At 65.3% G+C, this 14,057-nt stretch carries 17 protein-coding genes; 4 read left to right on the forward strand and 13 right to left on the reverse strand.

Annotation, left to right across the window (positions count from 1 at the left end):
- Position 1 precedes the first annotated feature (1 nt).
- The 5 genes from P8Y64_05620 to P8Y64_05640 form a co-directional block, all read right to left on the reverse strand.
- On the reverse strand, positions 2-682 hold the full coding sequence (locus P8Y64_05620; protein ID MEJ2059951.1) for a hypothetical protein: 681 nt from the start codon (positions 680-682) through the stop codon (positions 2-4).
- A gap of 2 nt (positions 683-684) precedes the next feature.
- Positions 685-1,959 carry an ammonium transporter gene (locus P8Y64_05625; GenBank protein MEJ2059952.1) on the reverse strand — a complete coding sequence of 425 codons (1,275 nt, stop codon included), beginning with the start codon at positions 1,957-1,959 and terminating at the stop codon, positions 685-687.
- A 211-nt stretch (positions 1,960-2,170) separates the two neighbouring features.
- Entirely contained in the window at positions 2,171-2,623 is a 453-nt protein-coding gene (gene dtd / locus P8Y64_05630) for a D-aminoacyl-tRNA deacylase (protein MEJ2059953.1), read from the reverse strand.
- Positions 2,620-3,570, reverse strand: coding sequence for a prolyl aminopeptidase (pip, locus tag P8Y64_05635; protein ID MEJ2059954.1), 951 nt, complete (start codon positions 3,568-3,570; stop codon positions 2,620-2,622). The genes dtd and pip overlap by 4 nt, the downstream gene beginning before the upstream one ends.
- The gene (locus P8Y64_05640; protein MEJ2059955.1) at positions 3,567-4,139 is read right to left on the reverse strand and encodes a hypothetical protein; all 573 of its coding nucleotides are present in this window, start codon (positions 4,137-4,139) and stop codon (positions 3,567-3,569) included. The genes pip and P8Y64_05640 overlap by 4 nt, the downstream gene beginning before the upstream one ends.
- Positions 4,140-4,256: 117 nt before the next feature.
- Here P8Y64_05640 and P8Y64_05645 point away from each other — a divergent pair, with 117 nt between their 5' ends.
- From P8Y64_05645 to P8Y64_05660, 4 genes are all read left to right on the forward strand, one after another.
- Entirely contained in the window at positions 4,257-4,928 is a 672-nt protein-coding gene (locus P8Y64_05645) for a tyrosine-protein phosphatase (protein MEJ2059956.1), read from the forward strand.
- A 55-nt stretch (positions 4,929-4,983) separates the two neighbouring features.
- Complete coding sequence (locus P8Y64_05650) at positions 4,984-5,748, forward strand: ATP-binding protein (protein MEJ2059957.1); 765 nt, start codon at positions 4,984-4,986, stop codon at positions 5,746-5,748.
- 5 nt (positions 5,749-5,753) lie between these two features.
- The gene (locus P8Y64_05655) at positions 5,754-6,629 is read left to right on the forward strand and encodes a lipid A biosynthesis acyltransferase (GenBank protein MEJ2059958.1); all 876 of its coding nucleotides are present in this window, start codon (positions 5,754-5,756) and stop codon (positions 6,627-6,629) included.
- 103 nt (positions 6,630-6,732) lie between these two features.
- Positions 6,733-7,707, forward strand: coding sequence for a substrate-binding domain-containing protein (locus tag P8Y64_05660; protein ID MEJ2059959.1), 975 nt, complete (start codon positions 6,733-6,735; stop codon positions 7,705-7,707).
- A 48-nt stretch (positions 7,708-7,755) separates the two neighbouring features.
- On the opposite strand, the gene P8Y64_05665 is transcribed toward P8Y64_05660, so the two are convergent.
- The 8 genes from P8Y64_05665 to P8Y64_05700 all read right to left on the reverse strand — a co-directional run.
- Positions 7,756-8,706, reverse strand: coding sequence for a lipid A biosynthesis acyltransferase (locus P8Y64_05665; GenBank protein ID MEJ2059960.1), 951 nt, complete (start codon positions 8,704-8,706; stop codon positions 7,756-7,758).
- A complete protein-coding gene (locus tag P8Y64_05670) occupies positions 8,703-9,017 on the reverse strand; it encodes a tetratricopeptide repeat protein (GenBank protein MEJ2059961.1) in 315 nt (104 codons plus the stop codon). The genes P8Y64_05665 and P8Y64_05670 overlap by 4 nt, the downstream gene beginning before the upstream one ends.
- A 12-nt stretch (positions 9,018-9,029) precedes the next feature.
- Positions 9,030-9,911, reverse strand: coding sequence for a polysaccharide deacetylase family protein (locus tag P8Y64_05675; protein MEJ2059962.1), 882 nt, complete (start codon positions 9,909-9,911; stop codon positions 9,030-9,032).
- Entirely contained in the window at positions 9,908-10,519 is a 612-nt protein-coding gene (locus P8Y64_05680) for a class I SAM-dependent methyltransferase (protein ID MEJ2059963.1), read from the reverse strand. The genes P8Y64_05675 and P8Y64_05680 overlap by 4 nt, the downstream gene beginning before the upstream one ends.
- The gene (locus P8Y64_05685; GenBank protein ID MEJ2059964.1) at positions 10,516-12,063 is read right to left on the reverse strand and encodes a glycosyltransferase family 39 protein; all 1,548 of its coding nucleotides are present in this window, start codon (positions 12,061-12,063) and stop codon (positions 10,516-10,518) included. The genes P8Y64_05680 and P8Y64_05685 overlap by 4 nt, the downstream gene beginning before the upstream one ends.
- A gap of 19 nt (positions 12,064-12,082) precedes the next feature.
- On the reverse strand, positions 12,083-12,535 hold the full coding sequence (locus tag P8Y64_05690; GenBank protein MEJ2059965.1) for a response regulator: 453 nt from the start codon (positions 12,533-12,535) through the stop codon (positions 12,083-12,085).
- An 89-nt stretch (positions 12,536-12,624) separates the two neighbouring features.
- Complete coding sequence (locus P8Y64_05695) at positions 12,625-13,584, reverse strand: lysylphosphatidylglycerol synthase transmembrane domain-containing protein (protein MEJ2059966.1); 960 nt, start codon at positions 13,582-13,584, stop codon at positions 12,625-12,627.
- Positions 13,581-14,057: decaprenyl-phosphate phosphoribosyltransferase (locus tag P8Y64_05700; GenBank protein ID MEJ2059967.1), on the reverse strand; the 477-nt coding region annotated here is incomplete at its 5' end. The genes P8Y64_05700 and P8Y64_05695, both read right to left, overlap by 4 nt.

Here is a 14,057-nt window from a genome sequence, read left to right on the forward strand (position 1 = left end):
GCTACAACAGGTTGCCCGGCGCGAACTCGCCTGCCTCAGGCATGGTTTCCGCATCCCGCTTCGCAGTCGCCAGCGCACGGTCCGTCTGCACCGGACCGCACAACTCGCAGGCGCTGACATAAGCCATGTGCAACAGCTTGCGCATCTGTGACTCCGACAGCCCGCGGCCGATGTGGTCCTGTTTGAAGGCCAGCCACTCACTCAATGAATCGCCCACCGGCCCCAGATCCATGCGCGGCACATGCTCCATGAGGTAGACGCGCGTCTTCACCGCCGCGTCGTTCTCCAGCCGCTCCAGATACTTGAAGAACCCGCCCAGCAGGGACTCGAACATCACATCCTGCGGCCGCTGACCGCTGGGCGTCGCCATGCTGGTGAGCTTGCGCTTCTGGCAGTACGACTCCATGCGTCCCTTGGGATCGGGATCCAGCTCTCCCGGCTGGGAATTCAGCGCCTTCAGCAGGCTGCGATGAATCTCCCCGCGCAAACGCAGCCGCTGCGGACTGTCGCAGATCAGCGAAATGAAGTCATGCAGGGCGTAAACCGGCCCGCTGGAAAAGTTGTCCTGCCAGATGCACAGCGCGCGGACCCTTTCCTCGGCGTCAAAAAACGGCCCCAAGCCGGTGAAAATGGCACGCCGCCGCAGCACCATCTCGGGTGCAGTCGATATCTTGCCGGCCATGGTCACTCCTTACCGGCATGCAGCGCTTCACGCTGGAATTCCGGATAGCCGATTTCGTAGTGCTCGCTGTAGTCCAGTCCGCGCTGTTCGTCCACCGTGGACGCACGCAGGCCGAAGATCTTATCGATGACCAGATACATCACCAGCGCGATGGGGAAGGCCCACAGGAAGGCCGCCACGATGCCGATCACCTGCACGGCCATGCGTTCCGGGCTGAACAGGTCGCCATGGAAGAACATCCCCGCGGCCAGGGTGCCCCATGCGCCGGCAAAACCGTGCACCGAAACGGCACCGACCACATCGTCCAGCCGGAAGGCGACCAGCAAGCGCCCGCCCCCGACGGCGATCATGCCGCCGACCACGCCCGTGATCAGCGCATACATCGGCTCCATGGTGGCGCAGCCGCTGGTGATCGCCACCAGCCCGGCCACGCTGCCATTCACCGTATCCGTCATGAGCACGGGCGTGCGCGCGATAATCATGGCGACAATCGCACCCACCGCACCCCCGGCGGCGGCCAGATGGGTATTGAGGTTGATCAGACCGATCTCGGGCACGGCGGCGGCGGTACTGCCGCCATTGAACCCGAACCAGCCCAGCCACAGGATGAACCCGCCCAGCGCAACCGAGGTCAGGTTATGCCCAGGGATGGAGCGCGGTTCGCCGTCCGTACCGAACCGGCCCAGGCGCGGACCGAGCACGATCACCCCGGCCAGCGCAATCCAGCCGCCGATGGAATGCACCACCGTCGAACCGGCGAAATCGATGAAGCCGAGCTTTTTCAACCAGCCTTCGCCGGAATACAGGCTGCCCCAGGCCCACGAGCCGTACACGGGATAGATGAGCAGACAGATAATGAACGCACCGATCAGATAAGAGCCGTATTCGGTGCGTTCGGCCATGGCGCCGCTAGCGATGGTCACGCAGGTGGCGGCGAACATGGTCTGGAAGAACAGCAGGCTGTAATCCAGGTGCGGCGCGTTACCGAGGAAAAAATGCGATTCCCCGAACCAACCGCTGGGGTTGGCGCCGAACATCAGGCCATAGCCGACCATCCAGAACGCGATACTTCCCACGCAGACGTCGACGTAGTTCTTCATGATGACGTTGACGGCGTTCTTGGCACGCGCCATGCCGCTCTCCAGCAAGGCGAAGCCGGCCTGCATGAAGAACACCAGCGCACCCGCCGTGATCAGCCAGACCGTGTCCATGTCCACGTGAATGGCCTTGATCTCATCGGTGGCGGCAAACGCCGAGGCGGGGAGGAATAACAACAAAAGGAAAGGTGAAATAAGCTTCCTGGCAAGTCTATTTTCGTTATATGCAGTCATTGGTTTTCATTTAAACGGCCCGGGCTCGATGGGCCTCGCCCACGCAAAATGCAAAAGCCGCGCCAGAAAATGACGGTCATGTGACTCAACAACTTAGTGACTCAGTTGGGTGCGCAGGCCGCACCAGCAACGGGCGGCGCGCACCCGGGAAGTGCGCTCAAGCGCGTGGAGGAGGAACTTCGAGCCAGAAGGTGACGGGACCGTCGTTGACTAACTTCACCTGCATATGGGCACCGAACCGGCCGGTCTGGACCGTACCGTGCCGCCGATGTGCCTGTGCCAGCAGATACTCGAACAACGCCTGCCCCTGCGCCGGCGGCGCGGCGGGCGTGAAGCTCGCGCGCATGCCCTTGCGGGTATCCGCGGCGAGAGTGAATTGAGGGACCAGCAACAGGCCGCCGCCGACATCGGTCAGCGAATGGTTCATGCGTCCCGTCTCGTCCTCGAAGATGCGATAGCCCAGCACCCGTTCGAGCAGGCGGTCGGCCTGCGCCTCGCCATCCCCCTGCTGCACACCGATCAGGGCCAGCACACCCGCACCGATCGATCCCACCATTTCTCCGTTCACCGTCACCCCCGCCTCGGTGACGCGCTGGATCAGTGCAATCATGCAAAGCGTGTGGCGAAGGCGTCCGTCGCCTCGATCAGGGCGCTGCGGATCCCCGGCTCCGAAGCCGAGTGCCCCGCCTCCTGGATCACCCTGAACTCGGCCGTCGGCCACGCCGCATGCAGGGCCTGGGCCTGGGTCAACGGACAGATGACGTCGTAGCGGCCATGTACGATCACCCCGGGAATGTCGGCCAGCAGATGGGCATCGCGCAGCAATTGACCGGGTTCGAGGAACGACTGATTAACGAAGTAATGGCACTCGATCCGCGCCAGCGACAACGCCACGAAAGGAGCGCCGAAGAAATCCTCCACCGCCTGCGACCCTTTGAGGGTGGCGGTCCGTCCCTCCCACAGCGACCAGGCACGTGCCGCCGACATGCGCGCCACCTCGTCATCGCCGGTCAGGCGGCGGTGATAGGCGTGCAGCAGGTCGTCCCGTTCCTCGGCCGGTATCGGCTCCAGATAGTCCTGCCAGTGATCCGGAAACAACTCGCTGGCACCGAATTGATAAAACCACCGGATGTCCTGGTCGCGGCACAGGAAGATGCCGCGCAGGATCAGGCCCAGCACACGCTCCGGGTGCGCCTCGGCGTAGGCCAGCCCGAGCGTCGAACCCCAGGACCCGCCGAACACAACCCAGCGCTCGATGCCCAGCTCCTCCCGGATGCGCTCCATGTCCGCCACCAGGTTCTGGGTGGTGTTCTCGACCAGTTCGGCATGCGGTGTGGAACGGCCGCAGCCGCGCTGATCGAACAGCACGATGCGGTAACGCGCCGGGTCGAAGAACCGCCGGTGCCAGGGCTCGCAGCCGGCACCGGGGCCGCCGTGCAGAAACACCACCGGCACACCGTCGACATGGCCCGATTCCTCGACGTACAGGCTGTGCAGATCGCCTACCGGCAGGTGAAACTGCCGGTAGGGTTTGATGTCCGGATAAAAATCCCTCATAGGAAGCTGTCTCTGACACTCTCGCCGCGATACCCGATGGCGGTGGCCAGCGCCATGAGCAGCAGCCCGATCAGGATCAGGATCGGCCCGACACCCGTCCCGAGCACCAGCCCCGCCCAACTCACGCCGAGCAGGCTCAAATAGAGCATGCCCGAGTGCAGCACGGCGCCCAGCAAAAAGGCCCAGGAGATGATCTGCTTGAACCAGCGCCCCACCGCGACGAAGGCAAGCAGGAAGCCGACCACGATATTCAGCAGCGATTCCAGATTGCCGTGGGTGTGTGCCCCGCCCTTGATCGAGTCGATCGCACCCTTGGCATTCTGCGTGGCGGACATGGCCAGGATGGCATCGGTGTCGAGCCTGGCGAGCTTGAAGGGATCGACCTGCGCCAGGGTTTGCGGGTCGGAGTAGCCACTGCCCTTGAGCAGCTGCAGCGCGCCCACCGCCTGCCCCTGTGCCGCCTGCGCCTGTCCGTAGGCGGGGAACAGCTTGACGATCATGTAGGGGCCGAGGGCCGCCGTGAACACGAAAAAGAAAAATCCGAACACGATATTCTTCTTGCCGATCATTGCCGTGCCTCCTGGTGATGGACGGGTCTGTTCAGTCTAACAGCCGCACCACGATACATCCCCGGCGCACATCCTCCGGCTGCATCGCTATAATGCGCGCTTTTGCCCGACCACCCCATGAATGACGCCCCCGCCCCGATGAGTCCGCTGCGCCGCGCCAGGGCCTACTGGCACGCCCTGGTGCACGAACACGGCTGGGTACGCATTCTGCTGACCACTAATTTCCACGCCATCACCCCGCGCGCCTTCCGTTCCGGACAGCTGCCGCCCTGGACACTGCGCCGCCGTATTCGGAAACACGGTCTGCGCACGGTGGTCAATCTGCGCGGCCCGGTGCGTTCCCCGGCCCTGGAACTGGAGCGCGAGATCTGCCAGCAGGAAGGCGCGCGCTACCTCGAGATCCGCCTGTTCTCGCGCGACACCCATCGCCCGGAGGTACTGCTCGAGGTCAAGCGCATGCTGGAAACCATCGAGTATCCAGCCCTGTTCCACTGCATGTCCGGCGCCGACCGGGCGGGCTTCATGGCCACCCTCTACCTGCACTGGATCGAGGGCGTGCCTCTGGACCGGACCCGGCAGCTGAGACTCTGGCCCTACTGGCACTACCGCTATGCCCGCACCGGCCTGATGGACTATTTTTTCGAGACCTATCTCAAGGCCTACCGCGAGCGCGGCATCAGCCTGGAGCAGTGGATCCGCGAGGAATACACGCAGGAAAGCATTCGCGAGGGATTCCACAGCCGCAAATGGCTGGACTGGATCGTGGACCGTCTGCTGAAGCGTGAATAAGGACCCCCGATATCCCGTGTTGCCGACACCCACCCCCCCTCGCTAAGCTGCGCGCATGAGTGTCCCCGAGCCCCTGCAAGCGAGCTTCTGCCCGCCGCCGAAAAGCCTGACCCGGCTCGCCGGCAAGGCGATCGCGGACTACCGCATGATCCGCGCCGGCGACCGCGTGCTGCTGGGCCTGTCGGGCGGCAAGGACTCGCTCTCGGCCCTGCACCTGCTGCTGCATTTCCAGCGCCATGCCCCCATCCACTTCGAGGTCGGCGCCGTCACCGTCGACCCGCAGTCGGACGGGTTCGATCCCAGCCCGCTGATTCCCTACATGGAAGCGCTCGGCGTGCCGTACTTCTACCGCAGCGAGCCGATTCTGGAGCTGGCCGGCAAGCACATGGACAACGATTCCTATTGCGCCTTCTGCGCCCGCATGAAACGCGGCGTGATGTACGATACCGCCCGGCAACAGGGCTACAACGTACTGGCCCTGGCCCAGCACCTGGACGATCTCGCCGAAAGCTTCCTGATGTCGGCCTTCCACGGCGGCAAGCTCAAGACCATGAAAGCCCACTACACCATCGATGCCGGCGACCTGCGGGTGATCCGTCCGCTGGTCTATGTGCGCGAGCGCCAGACGGCGGCGTTCGCCGAGGACGCCGGCCTGCCGGTGATTCACGAGAACTGCCCGGCCTGTTTCGACATGCCCACCCAGCGCGAGCACATGAAGCAGCTGCTCCAGCAGGAAGAGGCCGGCAATCCCCGCCTGATGAAAAGCCTGCTGTCGGCCATGCAGCCGCTGATCGCCGCCGGCCTGCCCGAAGAAAAATAATCTCCATGACCGGTCTGCTCGCACGACTGCTGATCCGGTTGATTGGTGCCCTGCCGCTGGGCACCAACCACGCCCTGGGCGCCCTGCTGGGCTGGCTGGCATGGGTGCTGCCCACCCGCGGCCGCCAGGTGGCGCGCATCAATCTCAACCTCTGCTATCCCAAACGCGACGCACGCTGGCGCAAGCGCACCGCCCGGCGCTCGCTGCTCGAGGTCGGAAAGACGCTTACCGAGGCCGCCTGGGTATGGAGCCGCCCGGCCGAAGACGTGCTGTCGCGGGTGGTCGAGGTCAAGGGCGAGGCGGCGATCCGCGCGGCGGTCGAGTCCGGACGCGGGGTGATTTTCGCCTCGCCGCATCTGGGCAACTGGGAGGTGCTGACGCTGTACATCACCCGCTACCTGCCGATGACCAACCTCTACCGCCCGCCCCGCCTCGCCGGCCTGGATACCCTGATCCGGCAGGCCCGCGAGGGCACGGGCGCCACGCTGGTTCCGACCACGCCAACGGGCATCAAGGCCCTCAAGCGCGCCCTGAACCGCCACGAGTCGATCGGCATCCTGCCCGACCAGACCCCGCGCCGCGGACAGGGCGTGTTCGCGCCCTGGTTCGGCCAGCCGGCCTATACCATGACGCTGCTGCCCCGCCTGGCGGCGCAGCACCAGGCCGCAGTCATCGTCGGCTTCGCCGAGCGCCTGCCCGGCGGGCGTTTCCGCATTCACGCCTTGCGGGTCAGCGACGCCGTCAACGACCCCGACCCCGCCGTATCCGCCGCGGCGCTCAACCGCAGCGTCGAGGCCCTGATCCGCACCTGCCCCGAGCAGTACGCCTGGAATTACAAGCGCTTCAAGATCCAGCCGGAAAGCTACAAACGCCCCTACTGAGGGGCGTCCCCCCGCCATGGAATAAACCCGGCCCCAGCGGCATCTCCCAAAATGGGGGATGCCGCCAGGCATCTAAAAAAGCAATACCACCGGGAGGATTACCATGCTACGCAAACTTCTGTTCGTGGCCGCAGCGCTGCTGTGGGCTCAAACCGCGCTGGGCCAGACCGAGCCCGGCATGCCGGCCAAAAAGGACGCCGCCGGCCTGCATCACGACTACCGGACGTTTCACGCCACCGGCAAGATCGACTACGGCAAGATCGGGGATTCCTATACGGCCGAACTGGTCATGTATCTGGCCGGCAATCAGTTCATGGTCATGGAGGATCTGATCAAGGACTTCCAGAAGCGCAATCCGGACATCAAGACGGTCTACGTGGAGACCATTCCGCCGGGGCAGATACTCAAGGGCCAGATTCTCAAACAGGGGATGATCAACAGTCAGAAGACGGCCATGAACCCCGACCTGTACGCCAGCGTCAACCTGAACCATCTCAAAACGCTGGCTGGCAAGAAGCAGATGAAGGAATACATGATCTACACCCACAACAAGCTGGAGATCATGGTCGCCAAGGGCAACCCGAAGAACATCAGGACGGTGGACGAACTGGCGCGTGACGACGTGGTGCTGTCGCTGCCCAACCCCATCACCGAGGGGATTTCCAAGTTCTACGTCATGCCCATGCTGAAGAACCGAGGCATCCACCAGCAGGTCACTGCAGACAAGAGCTGCAAGAGCTGCTGGGCGATTCCCGGCAAGACCTGGTTCACCTCACGCCATCACCGCGAGACCCCCTACCGCATCGAGCAGGGGCAGGCCGATGCCGGCGTGGTATGGGCCACCGAGGTGGTGTACGCCAAGTCGCAAAACCGCGGGGTGGAAGGCGTCGCAATACCCGCGCCGGACAACATGGCCAGCCAGGTCGGCTACGCCATTGGCGTCCTCAACGCGGGCCGCAACCAGAAGAACGCCCAGCGTTTCCTGGACTACCTGCGCACCGATACCGCCCAGTCCATTTATGCCAAACATGGATTCGTGAAGGCTTCCGGCAAGGAGCTTGCGCTCAAGCCGCTGTGAGCACATCGGCAGGGGCGCACCATGCGCCCCTGCCGCCCGCTTCGATGCTCAGTAGATCTTGGATTCGCCTTCGGGGCGGGTGCGGAACAGCTTGAGCGTCCACATGTAATGCGCCGGATAACGGCGGATCTGGTCTTCCAGCACTTCGTTCATGCGCCGCGCGTCCTGCTCCGGGTCGCCGGTGGGAAAATCGGGCATGGGCGGATCGAGAATGACGCGGTATTGCTTAACCAGGGGGTCGTAGACCGTCATGGTCGGAATCACCGCCGCCCTGGTGGACTGCGCAAGCCGCCCGATGATCGGCAATGTCGCCTTTTGCACCCCGAACAGAGGCACGAACACTGAGCGCTCCCGGCCGTAATCCTCGTCGGCCAGGTAGTACAGAATGCCGCCCTCGCGCAGGGCCTTGAGCAGACCGCGCAGCCCCGCCTGGCGCGAGATGGGCTGATTGCCGAAACGCCCCCGCCCGTGGGCCACCAGCCAGTCCGCCAGCGGATCGCCGAACGGGTTGTACGGCCCGTACATGGATTCCTCCATCCCGAGCCGCGGCGGCCCCATGTCCAGCGCCGCCGTATGGGCGACCATCAGAATCACCGGGCGTCCTGCCGCGCGCAGGGCGCGCAGATGCTCGTGCCCGTCGATGACGATCTCACGCCGCAGACGCGCGCGGCCACCGAACCAGGCGAGCGGATAATCCCAGATACCCTGCGCCATGAGCCGGAAATGTTCATGCACCAGCGCCTCGCGCTCGGCGGCGTCCAACCCGGGCATGCACAATTCCAGATTGATCAGCGCCACCTCACGCGGGCGTTTGTTGAAGCGGTAGGCGAGCCCACCCAGCGCACGGCCGAGACCGCGCCGCCAGCCGCGCGGCAGAACAAGGTGAGTGAACCAGATCAAACCGATCAGCAGCCAGCCGGGCCAGAACCGGGGTGCCAGCAGCGCACGCGGCAGGGACTGGGCGCTCAGGTCGCCCGCGGTCTCGTCGGTTAGTTTCATGAAGCGGATTTTTCCAGACGGCGCAGAAAGACCTGCATTTCCTTCTCGGCCTGCTTGTCACCCCGCCGGCCGGCGATCTCGATGCCCTTGCGGTAGGCCTCCATCGCAGTCTCGCGTTCACCGGCTTCGCTATAGGCCTTGCCGAGCAGCTTCCAGGCGGCGGAGTAGTCGGGGTCGTGCTCCAGCGCGGCGCGCAAATGGACGGTCGCACGTTCGGCATCGCCCTGCTTGAGGTACTCGGCACCGAGGGTGTAACGCAGCAGGGCGTTGTCCTGGCCCTGCGCCAGCATTTTTTCGAGGTTCTCGATCATCAGCCGGTTATTTTAAGGCAAAGGACTCGCCAGCGAACCCGGCGTGGCCAGCCGGGTGATCCCGGGCTGGGTACGCATCAGCGCCGCCTGCTGCAGGGCGTGCATATGGGAGTAAAAGGGCGGGTCCGCCAAAGGAATACGCAATTCCTGCGCGGCCTGAACCAGAATCTGCAGGTAATCCTGCAGATGTTCGGCGGTGTAGGTATTGGTGTCGTGAAAGCCGACCACCACGGGTATCACACCGCCGACGGTGGGCATATCGCCTTCGACCAGACGCGGCCGCAACCGCTCCAGCGCCGCCACGATATTCTCGCGCCGGCGCGGACTGGCGATGAAGCCGTGAATCTTGCCGTCATGCGCCTTGATGTCGGCCAGCAGCATCGCCAGGCCGTTCGTGTGGTAATCCTTCACGGTGTTCGCGTTGTAGTACCAGTAAGGCGGCCGCACCAGGGTGGGTATTTCACCGGTATCCGTATCGATATCCGCGATGCCCTGCTTGAGCGCGCCGTCCAGCCGCCCGACCCGCAGCAGATAGACGTGGTTGAGCTGTCCTTCGGGCACGGCGGTGTGCAGCCCCAGTTCGTGACCGTCCGCCACCTCGAGTTGCATGATCTTGCGTCCGAAGGCACTGCCACCGCGGCTTGGCGCACGCGTCTGCACGAAAAACACGGCCTTGATATCGGGCTGCACGGCGTTGTCGCGCAGGGTCGCCAGAATCTTGAGCGTGGGGTTGTCGGCCGGCGCGGCGTTGCTCGGTCCGTCGTCGAAGGTCAGCAGGTAACGGATCGGCTGCCGGATCGGTGGCAGTTTGGCCACATCGATATCGGGGGTGACGGCGCAGGCGCCGAGCAGCGCCGTCGGCAGCAGCGCCAACCCGCAGACCAGCCGCCTCACACCGGCCTCCGGCCGATGTACTGCACGATATCCCGCATGCCGCGGCTCGTATCCCCGAGCAGGCCTTCCTCGCGGTAGAACACGGGCTGCAGATCTAGGGTGAGGGCCAGCAACTCGCCCTCGGCCAGCCGGTACTCGGGATTCTTCGGCCCGCGCCCGCTGCTCTGCAGCCGGCTCCAGGTCTCGTAAAACAACAATCCGCCGGGACGCAGGGCTGCGCCCAGCGCCGGCATCAGCGCGCGCTCCAGGAAGTAGCTCACGACCACCACGTCATAACGTTGCTCTGCGGGTGGTTCGCGGGTCACGTCCCGGCGCAGGGGATGCGCGTTCAGCCGCCCGGCACGGACACGGGCGTTCAGTTGTTCGATCGCCTGGTCGGAAACATCCCAGGCATCGACTTCCAATCCATGCTGCGCCAGCAGCACGGCATTGGCGCCGAGGCCGCAGGCCAGGTCCAGCGCCCGGCCCCGTTCCGGCAGCAGATGAAGGTTCGCCGCCAGCACCTCGGCGGCGCGCAACGGGCCCTCCCCGCGTGCCGCATAGCGGGCATTCCAGCATTGGCGCGGATCGTCGGATCCGCTTCCGGGCGCATCAGGGCCGGCGCTCATGGCTGTTCGGGCTTCACCAATTCCTCGTAGCGCCGCAGACCGTCGGCAGGAGCCGGCAGGCTGCGGCGCAGGTCACCCTGCCAAGCATAAACCGTATCGCCCGGCACACCGAGTCGCCGTTCCTGAAAGCGTCCGGCGAGACGGGCGTTCTTCAGCAGCCAGCCGGCCCGCGGATCATCCGCTTTCTGGGTGAAATACCACGCGGGACGGCCCGCCTGCAGCGCAGGCTGCCAGAGCAGAAAACCGGTACCCGATCCCGTCTCGAAGGGGTCGTACACATCCGGCCTGCCCGGCAGGGTGTAGGCCAGAATACTCGCGGTGCGATACCCGTCGGAGAACAGGGCGGCACGACGCCCGGCGGGAGCGGTGTCGATCAACTCACCGGCCCAGCGCCCCAGGGCCGCGTGCGGGGTGATGCGATTGAAGGGGCTTTTGCGCCAGGCGACCATGGGATGGGCCGCCTCCACATGGAAATACAGGGTCACCCCACCACCCAGCAGCAGGCCGGCCACGAACAGCCCGACCAGCACCCGGCGTCCGTCATGGGCGAGCCGCGCCAGCAGCGCGCCGGTGAGCGCGAACCCGCTGAGATACATGGGCGCCACCCAGTTCGGCCCGCTGTCCTTGAACCAGCTCGCGGCCGCGAACACCAGCAGCACGATCAGGATGGGATACAGGAGCAGGGCCTGCTCCAGGACCTCCCCGTCCCCCTGCCCCAGCATGGCAAGATAGTCGCGCAACGCCGCCAGCAGTGCCCAGAGGAAAAAACCGAACAGGATCGGGGTCACGGTGGCCAGTTGCCCGCCCCAGAAGCGTCCGAAGGTCACCCACCCACCGGGCTGAACCGACTGCCCGGCGGCGGCACCCAGGCCGTGCTGCAGCTGAAAGGTCAGCGGCGACAGCGGGGTGTGGGTCAGCCACCACAAATAGGGCGCGGCCACGGCAAACATGATCGCCATGGCCAGCCACGGCCCGGGGCGCACCAAGGCCTGCCGCCCGCGTTTGTGCAGCAGCAGGGCCAGCAGCATCGCCATGGGCAACAGGGCGATCGGGTACTTGGACAGCAGACCGCCGCCCGTCACCAGACCAAGCACCACCCAGTCGGCCGGACGGCCGCTTTCCAAGGCGCGCAGCAGAAACAGCAGACTCAGCCCCCAGAACAGCAACAGGGGGGAATCGGGCGTCACGATCATCGCCCCCATGGAAAGCATCGGCGCACCCAGCCAGGCCAGCAGGGTCCAGAACGCGGCACGCCCGCCGCCGATGCGCAGCGCCAGTTGCAGGGAGGCCCACATGGCGCCCGCCGCGGCCAGCACCCCGAACACGCGGATACCGAACGGAGACGGGCCGAACAGCCAGGTACCCAGCGCGATCAGGTAGGCCACCATGGGCGGGTGGTCGAAATAGCCGAAATCGAGGTGGCGCGACCACTGCCAGTAGGACAGTTCGTCCGCGGTCAGCGGCGTCGTCCCGGCAAAAACCAGCGTGAGCAGGGTGAACCCGGCCAGCAGGAAATAGGCGATGCGCAGGTCCCTTGCCGCCACGCCGTCCATCCTCATGGTCTCAGCCCCGGCGGACGCGCACCCACAGGTGTTCGTCGCGCTCGATAATGGGTTTTTTGGGAATCAGGAATTCGCTTTTGTACCAACCGCCGAGGATGAAACGATTGATGAAAAAACCCAGGCGCCGGTCGAAGGCCGTCGAGGCGGTCGCCACGCGGCCCCGGAACCCGTGATCGCGGGCATAGGCGAGCACGCTCAAACCGGCCAGTTCGCGCTCCATGGAGATATCCGTCACCACCCCGTCCAGGCGGTCACCCTGTGCGCCCAGGATCTCGATGCCCTCCGCCGCATTGTGGGCGCGCACCGTTTCTTCGGTGCCATGCGCCTTGAGGAAATTGGCGATGCGCTCGGCATACGTGTCGTTGTCATCGACGACCAGCACGCGCGCCATGCGCGGCGCCTCGACCACGGGTTGCCCGTACCAGTGGGTGGCGGAAGGGGTAGTGGAACTCACGGCCTGCTCTCGTGATAAAGGGGGCGCATGTTAACAGGTTGCCGCGAACGGTTTCGAGTAACGCGGCGGGGTCTTACGGGCTCGAAACCTCAACCGCCCGCCGCCGGCGCAATCCGCGGCAGCACCAGCAGGGCGACCAGACCGAGCGCCACCGCAAACCACAGCGTGGCCAGCCGGATCAGCACCGTCACCGCCACGGCCTGGGCCGGATCCAGCCCCTGCAGCACCAGCAGGCCGGTCATGGTCAGCTCGGTCCCGCCCAGCCCGCCGGGCAGAAACGACAACGCCCCCACCAGGACGGCGAAGGCGTAAATGAACACGGCCACCTGCAGCGAAATTCCGCTGTGCAGGCGTTCAAGCATGAGATGAAACGCCAGCCCTTCGGCGCCCCAGGCCAGCAGCCCCAGCACCAGTCCACCCAACAGCAGACGCGGACGGTAACAGGCCCCCGAGTGCAGCACGATCTCCAGCAGATGGCCGAACAGGCGCCGCAGCCGCCCCGCACCGCCGGCGGCGCGCTCATACAACCATTGCAGGGCGCGCTGGTCGACCAGCAGCACCAGAACCAGCAGCAACACCGGCAACAGGCCCAGCACCAGCGGCCGGGAGACCGGAAAGGCCCACACCCCGAGTGCCGCTAGCAGCACCATGGCGATGAGATCTGACAGGCGCTCCGAGACCAGGGCCGCCAGGCTTTTGGGGTAACTCACCCCCAATGGCTTGAGGAACAGGGAGCGCAGCCCCTCGCCCGCCTTGCCCGGGGTGGTGGTGAGCGCGAAGCCGCCCAGATAGATGGCCAGGCTGGGCGCGGCCGGTACGGGACTGTCGAGGGCCGCCAGATATCCCTGCCAGCGCACGAAGCGCAGGCCGTAATTCACCAGCGACAGGGCCAGGGCCGCCAGCAGGGCCGGCAGGCCGATGGCCGCCACCGCGTTCACGGTGTCCCGCCAACCGCCCCACAGCGCAAAGGCCAGATAACCGCCCGCCCCCGCCAGCACCGACAGCCACAGGGCGCGCAGCGGCCATCCCTTCAGGCCGGCGAACCTCACGACTTAATCAGCCACACCACCGTCACCAGCCACAGCAGCACGGTGACGAGAATATGCGGATCGCGCAGCAGGTCGCGGGCGGTATCCTGACCCCGACCCTGCCCATGCAGCAGATAGATGTAGCGGAAGATGCCGTACATCACGAACGGAACGGTGTAGATCAGGTTGGCGGTACCCTGGATCTGCACCGTCTCCGGACTCACGGTATACAGGCCGTAGCTCATGATGGTGCCGGTCGCGGTGATGCCGATCATCTTGTCCAGCAGAGGCGGACTGTAATGCGCCAGCACCTCGCGCTGCGCCTTGTCGCTATCACCGGTCTCGATCAGCTCGGCCCGGCGCTTGGCGAACCCCAGGAACAGGGTCAGCATCAAACCGGTGAGCAGCAACCATTGCGAGGGCGGAATCCCCACCCCCAGCGTACCGGCGAGTATGCGCAGCATGAAACCGGCCGCGATGATGAACACATCCAG

The organism is Gammaproteobacteria bacterium (assembly GCA_037388465.1).
In the GTDB taxonomy this organism is placed as follows: domain Bacteria; phylum Pseudomonadota; class Gammaproteobacteria; order SpSt-1174; family SpSt-1174; genus JARRKE01.

What these genes read in the sequence shown, in the direction of transcription:
- P8Y64_05620 (MEJ2059951.1), bottom strand. Translation starts at nt 682, where the DNA reads ATGGCCGGCAAGATATCGACTGCACCCGAGATGGTGCTGCGGCGGCGT.
- dtd (MEJ2059953.1), bottom strand. Translation starts at nt 2,623, where the DNA reads ATGATTGCACTGATCCAGCGCGTCACCGAGGCGGGGGTGACGGTGAAC.
- pip (MEJ2059954.1), bottom strand. Translation starts at nt 3,570, where the DNA reads ATGAGGGATTTTTATCCGGACATCAAACCCTACCGGCAGTTTCACCTG.
- P8Y64_05640 (MEJ2059955.1), bottom strand. Translation starts at nt 4,139, where the DNA reads ATGATCGGCAAGAAGAATATCGTGTTCGGATTTTTCTTTTTCGTGTTC.
- P8Y64_05645 (MEJ2059956.1), top strand. Translation starts at nt 4,257, where the DNA reads ATGAATGACGCCCCCGCCCCGATGAGTCCGCTGCGCCGCGCCAGGGCC.
- P8Y64_05650 (MEJ2059957.1), top strand. Translation starts at nt 4,984, where the DNA reads ATGAGTGTCCCCGAGCCCCTGCAAGCGAGCTTCTGCCCGCCGCCGAAA.
- P8Y64_05655 (MEJ2059958.1), top strand. Translation starts at nt 5,754, where the DNA reads ATGACCGGTCTGCTCGCACGACTGCTGATCCGGTTGATTGGTGCCCTG.
- P8Y64_05660 (MEJ2059959.1), top strand. Translation starts at nt 6,733, where the DNA reads ATGCTACGCAAACTTCTGTTCGTGGCCGCAGCGCTGCTGTGGGCTCAA.
- P8Y64_05665 (MEJ2059960.1), bottom strand. Translation starts at nt 8,706, where the DNA reads ATGAAACTAACCGACGAGACCGCGGGCGACCTGAGCGCCCAGTCCCTG.
- P8Y64_05670 (MEJ2059961.1), bottom strand. Translation starts at nt 9,017, where the DNA reads ATGATCGAGAACCTCGAAAAAATGCTGGCGCAGGGCCAGGACAACGCC.
- P8Y64_05680 (MEJ2059963.1), bottom strand. Translation starts at nt 10,519, where the DNA reads ATGAGCGCCGGCCCTGATGCGCCCGGAAGCGGATCCGACGATCCGCGC.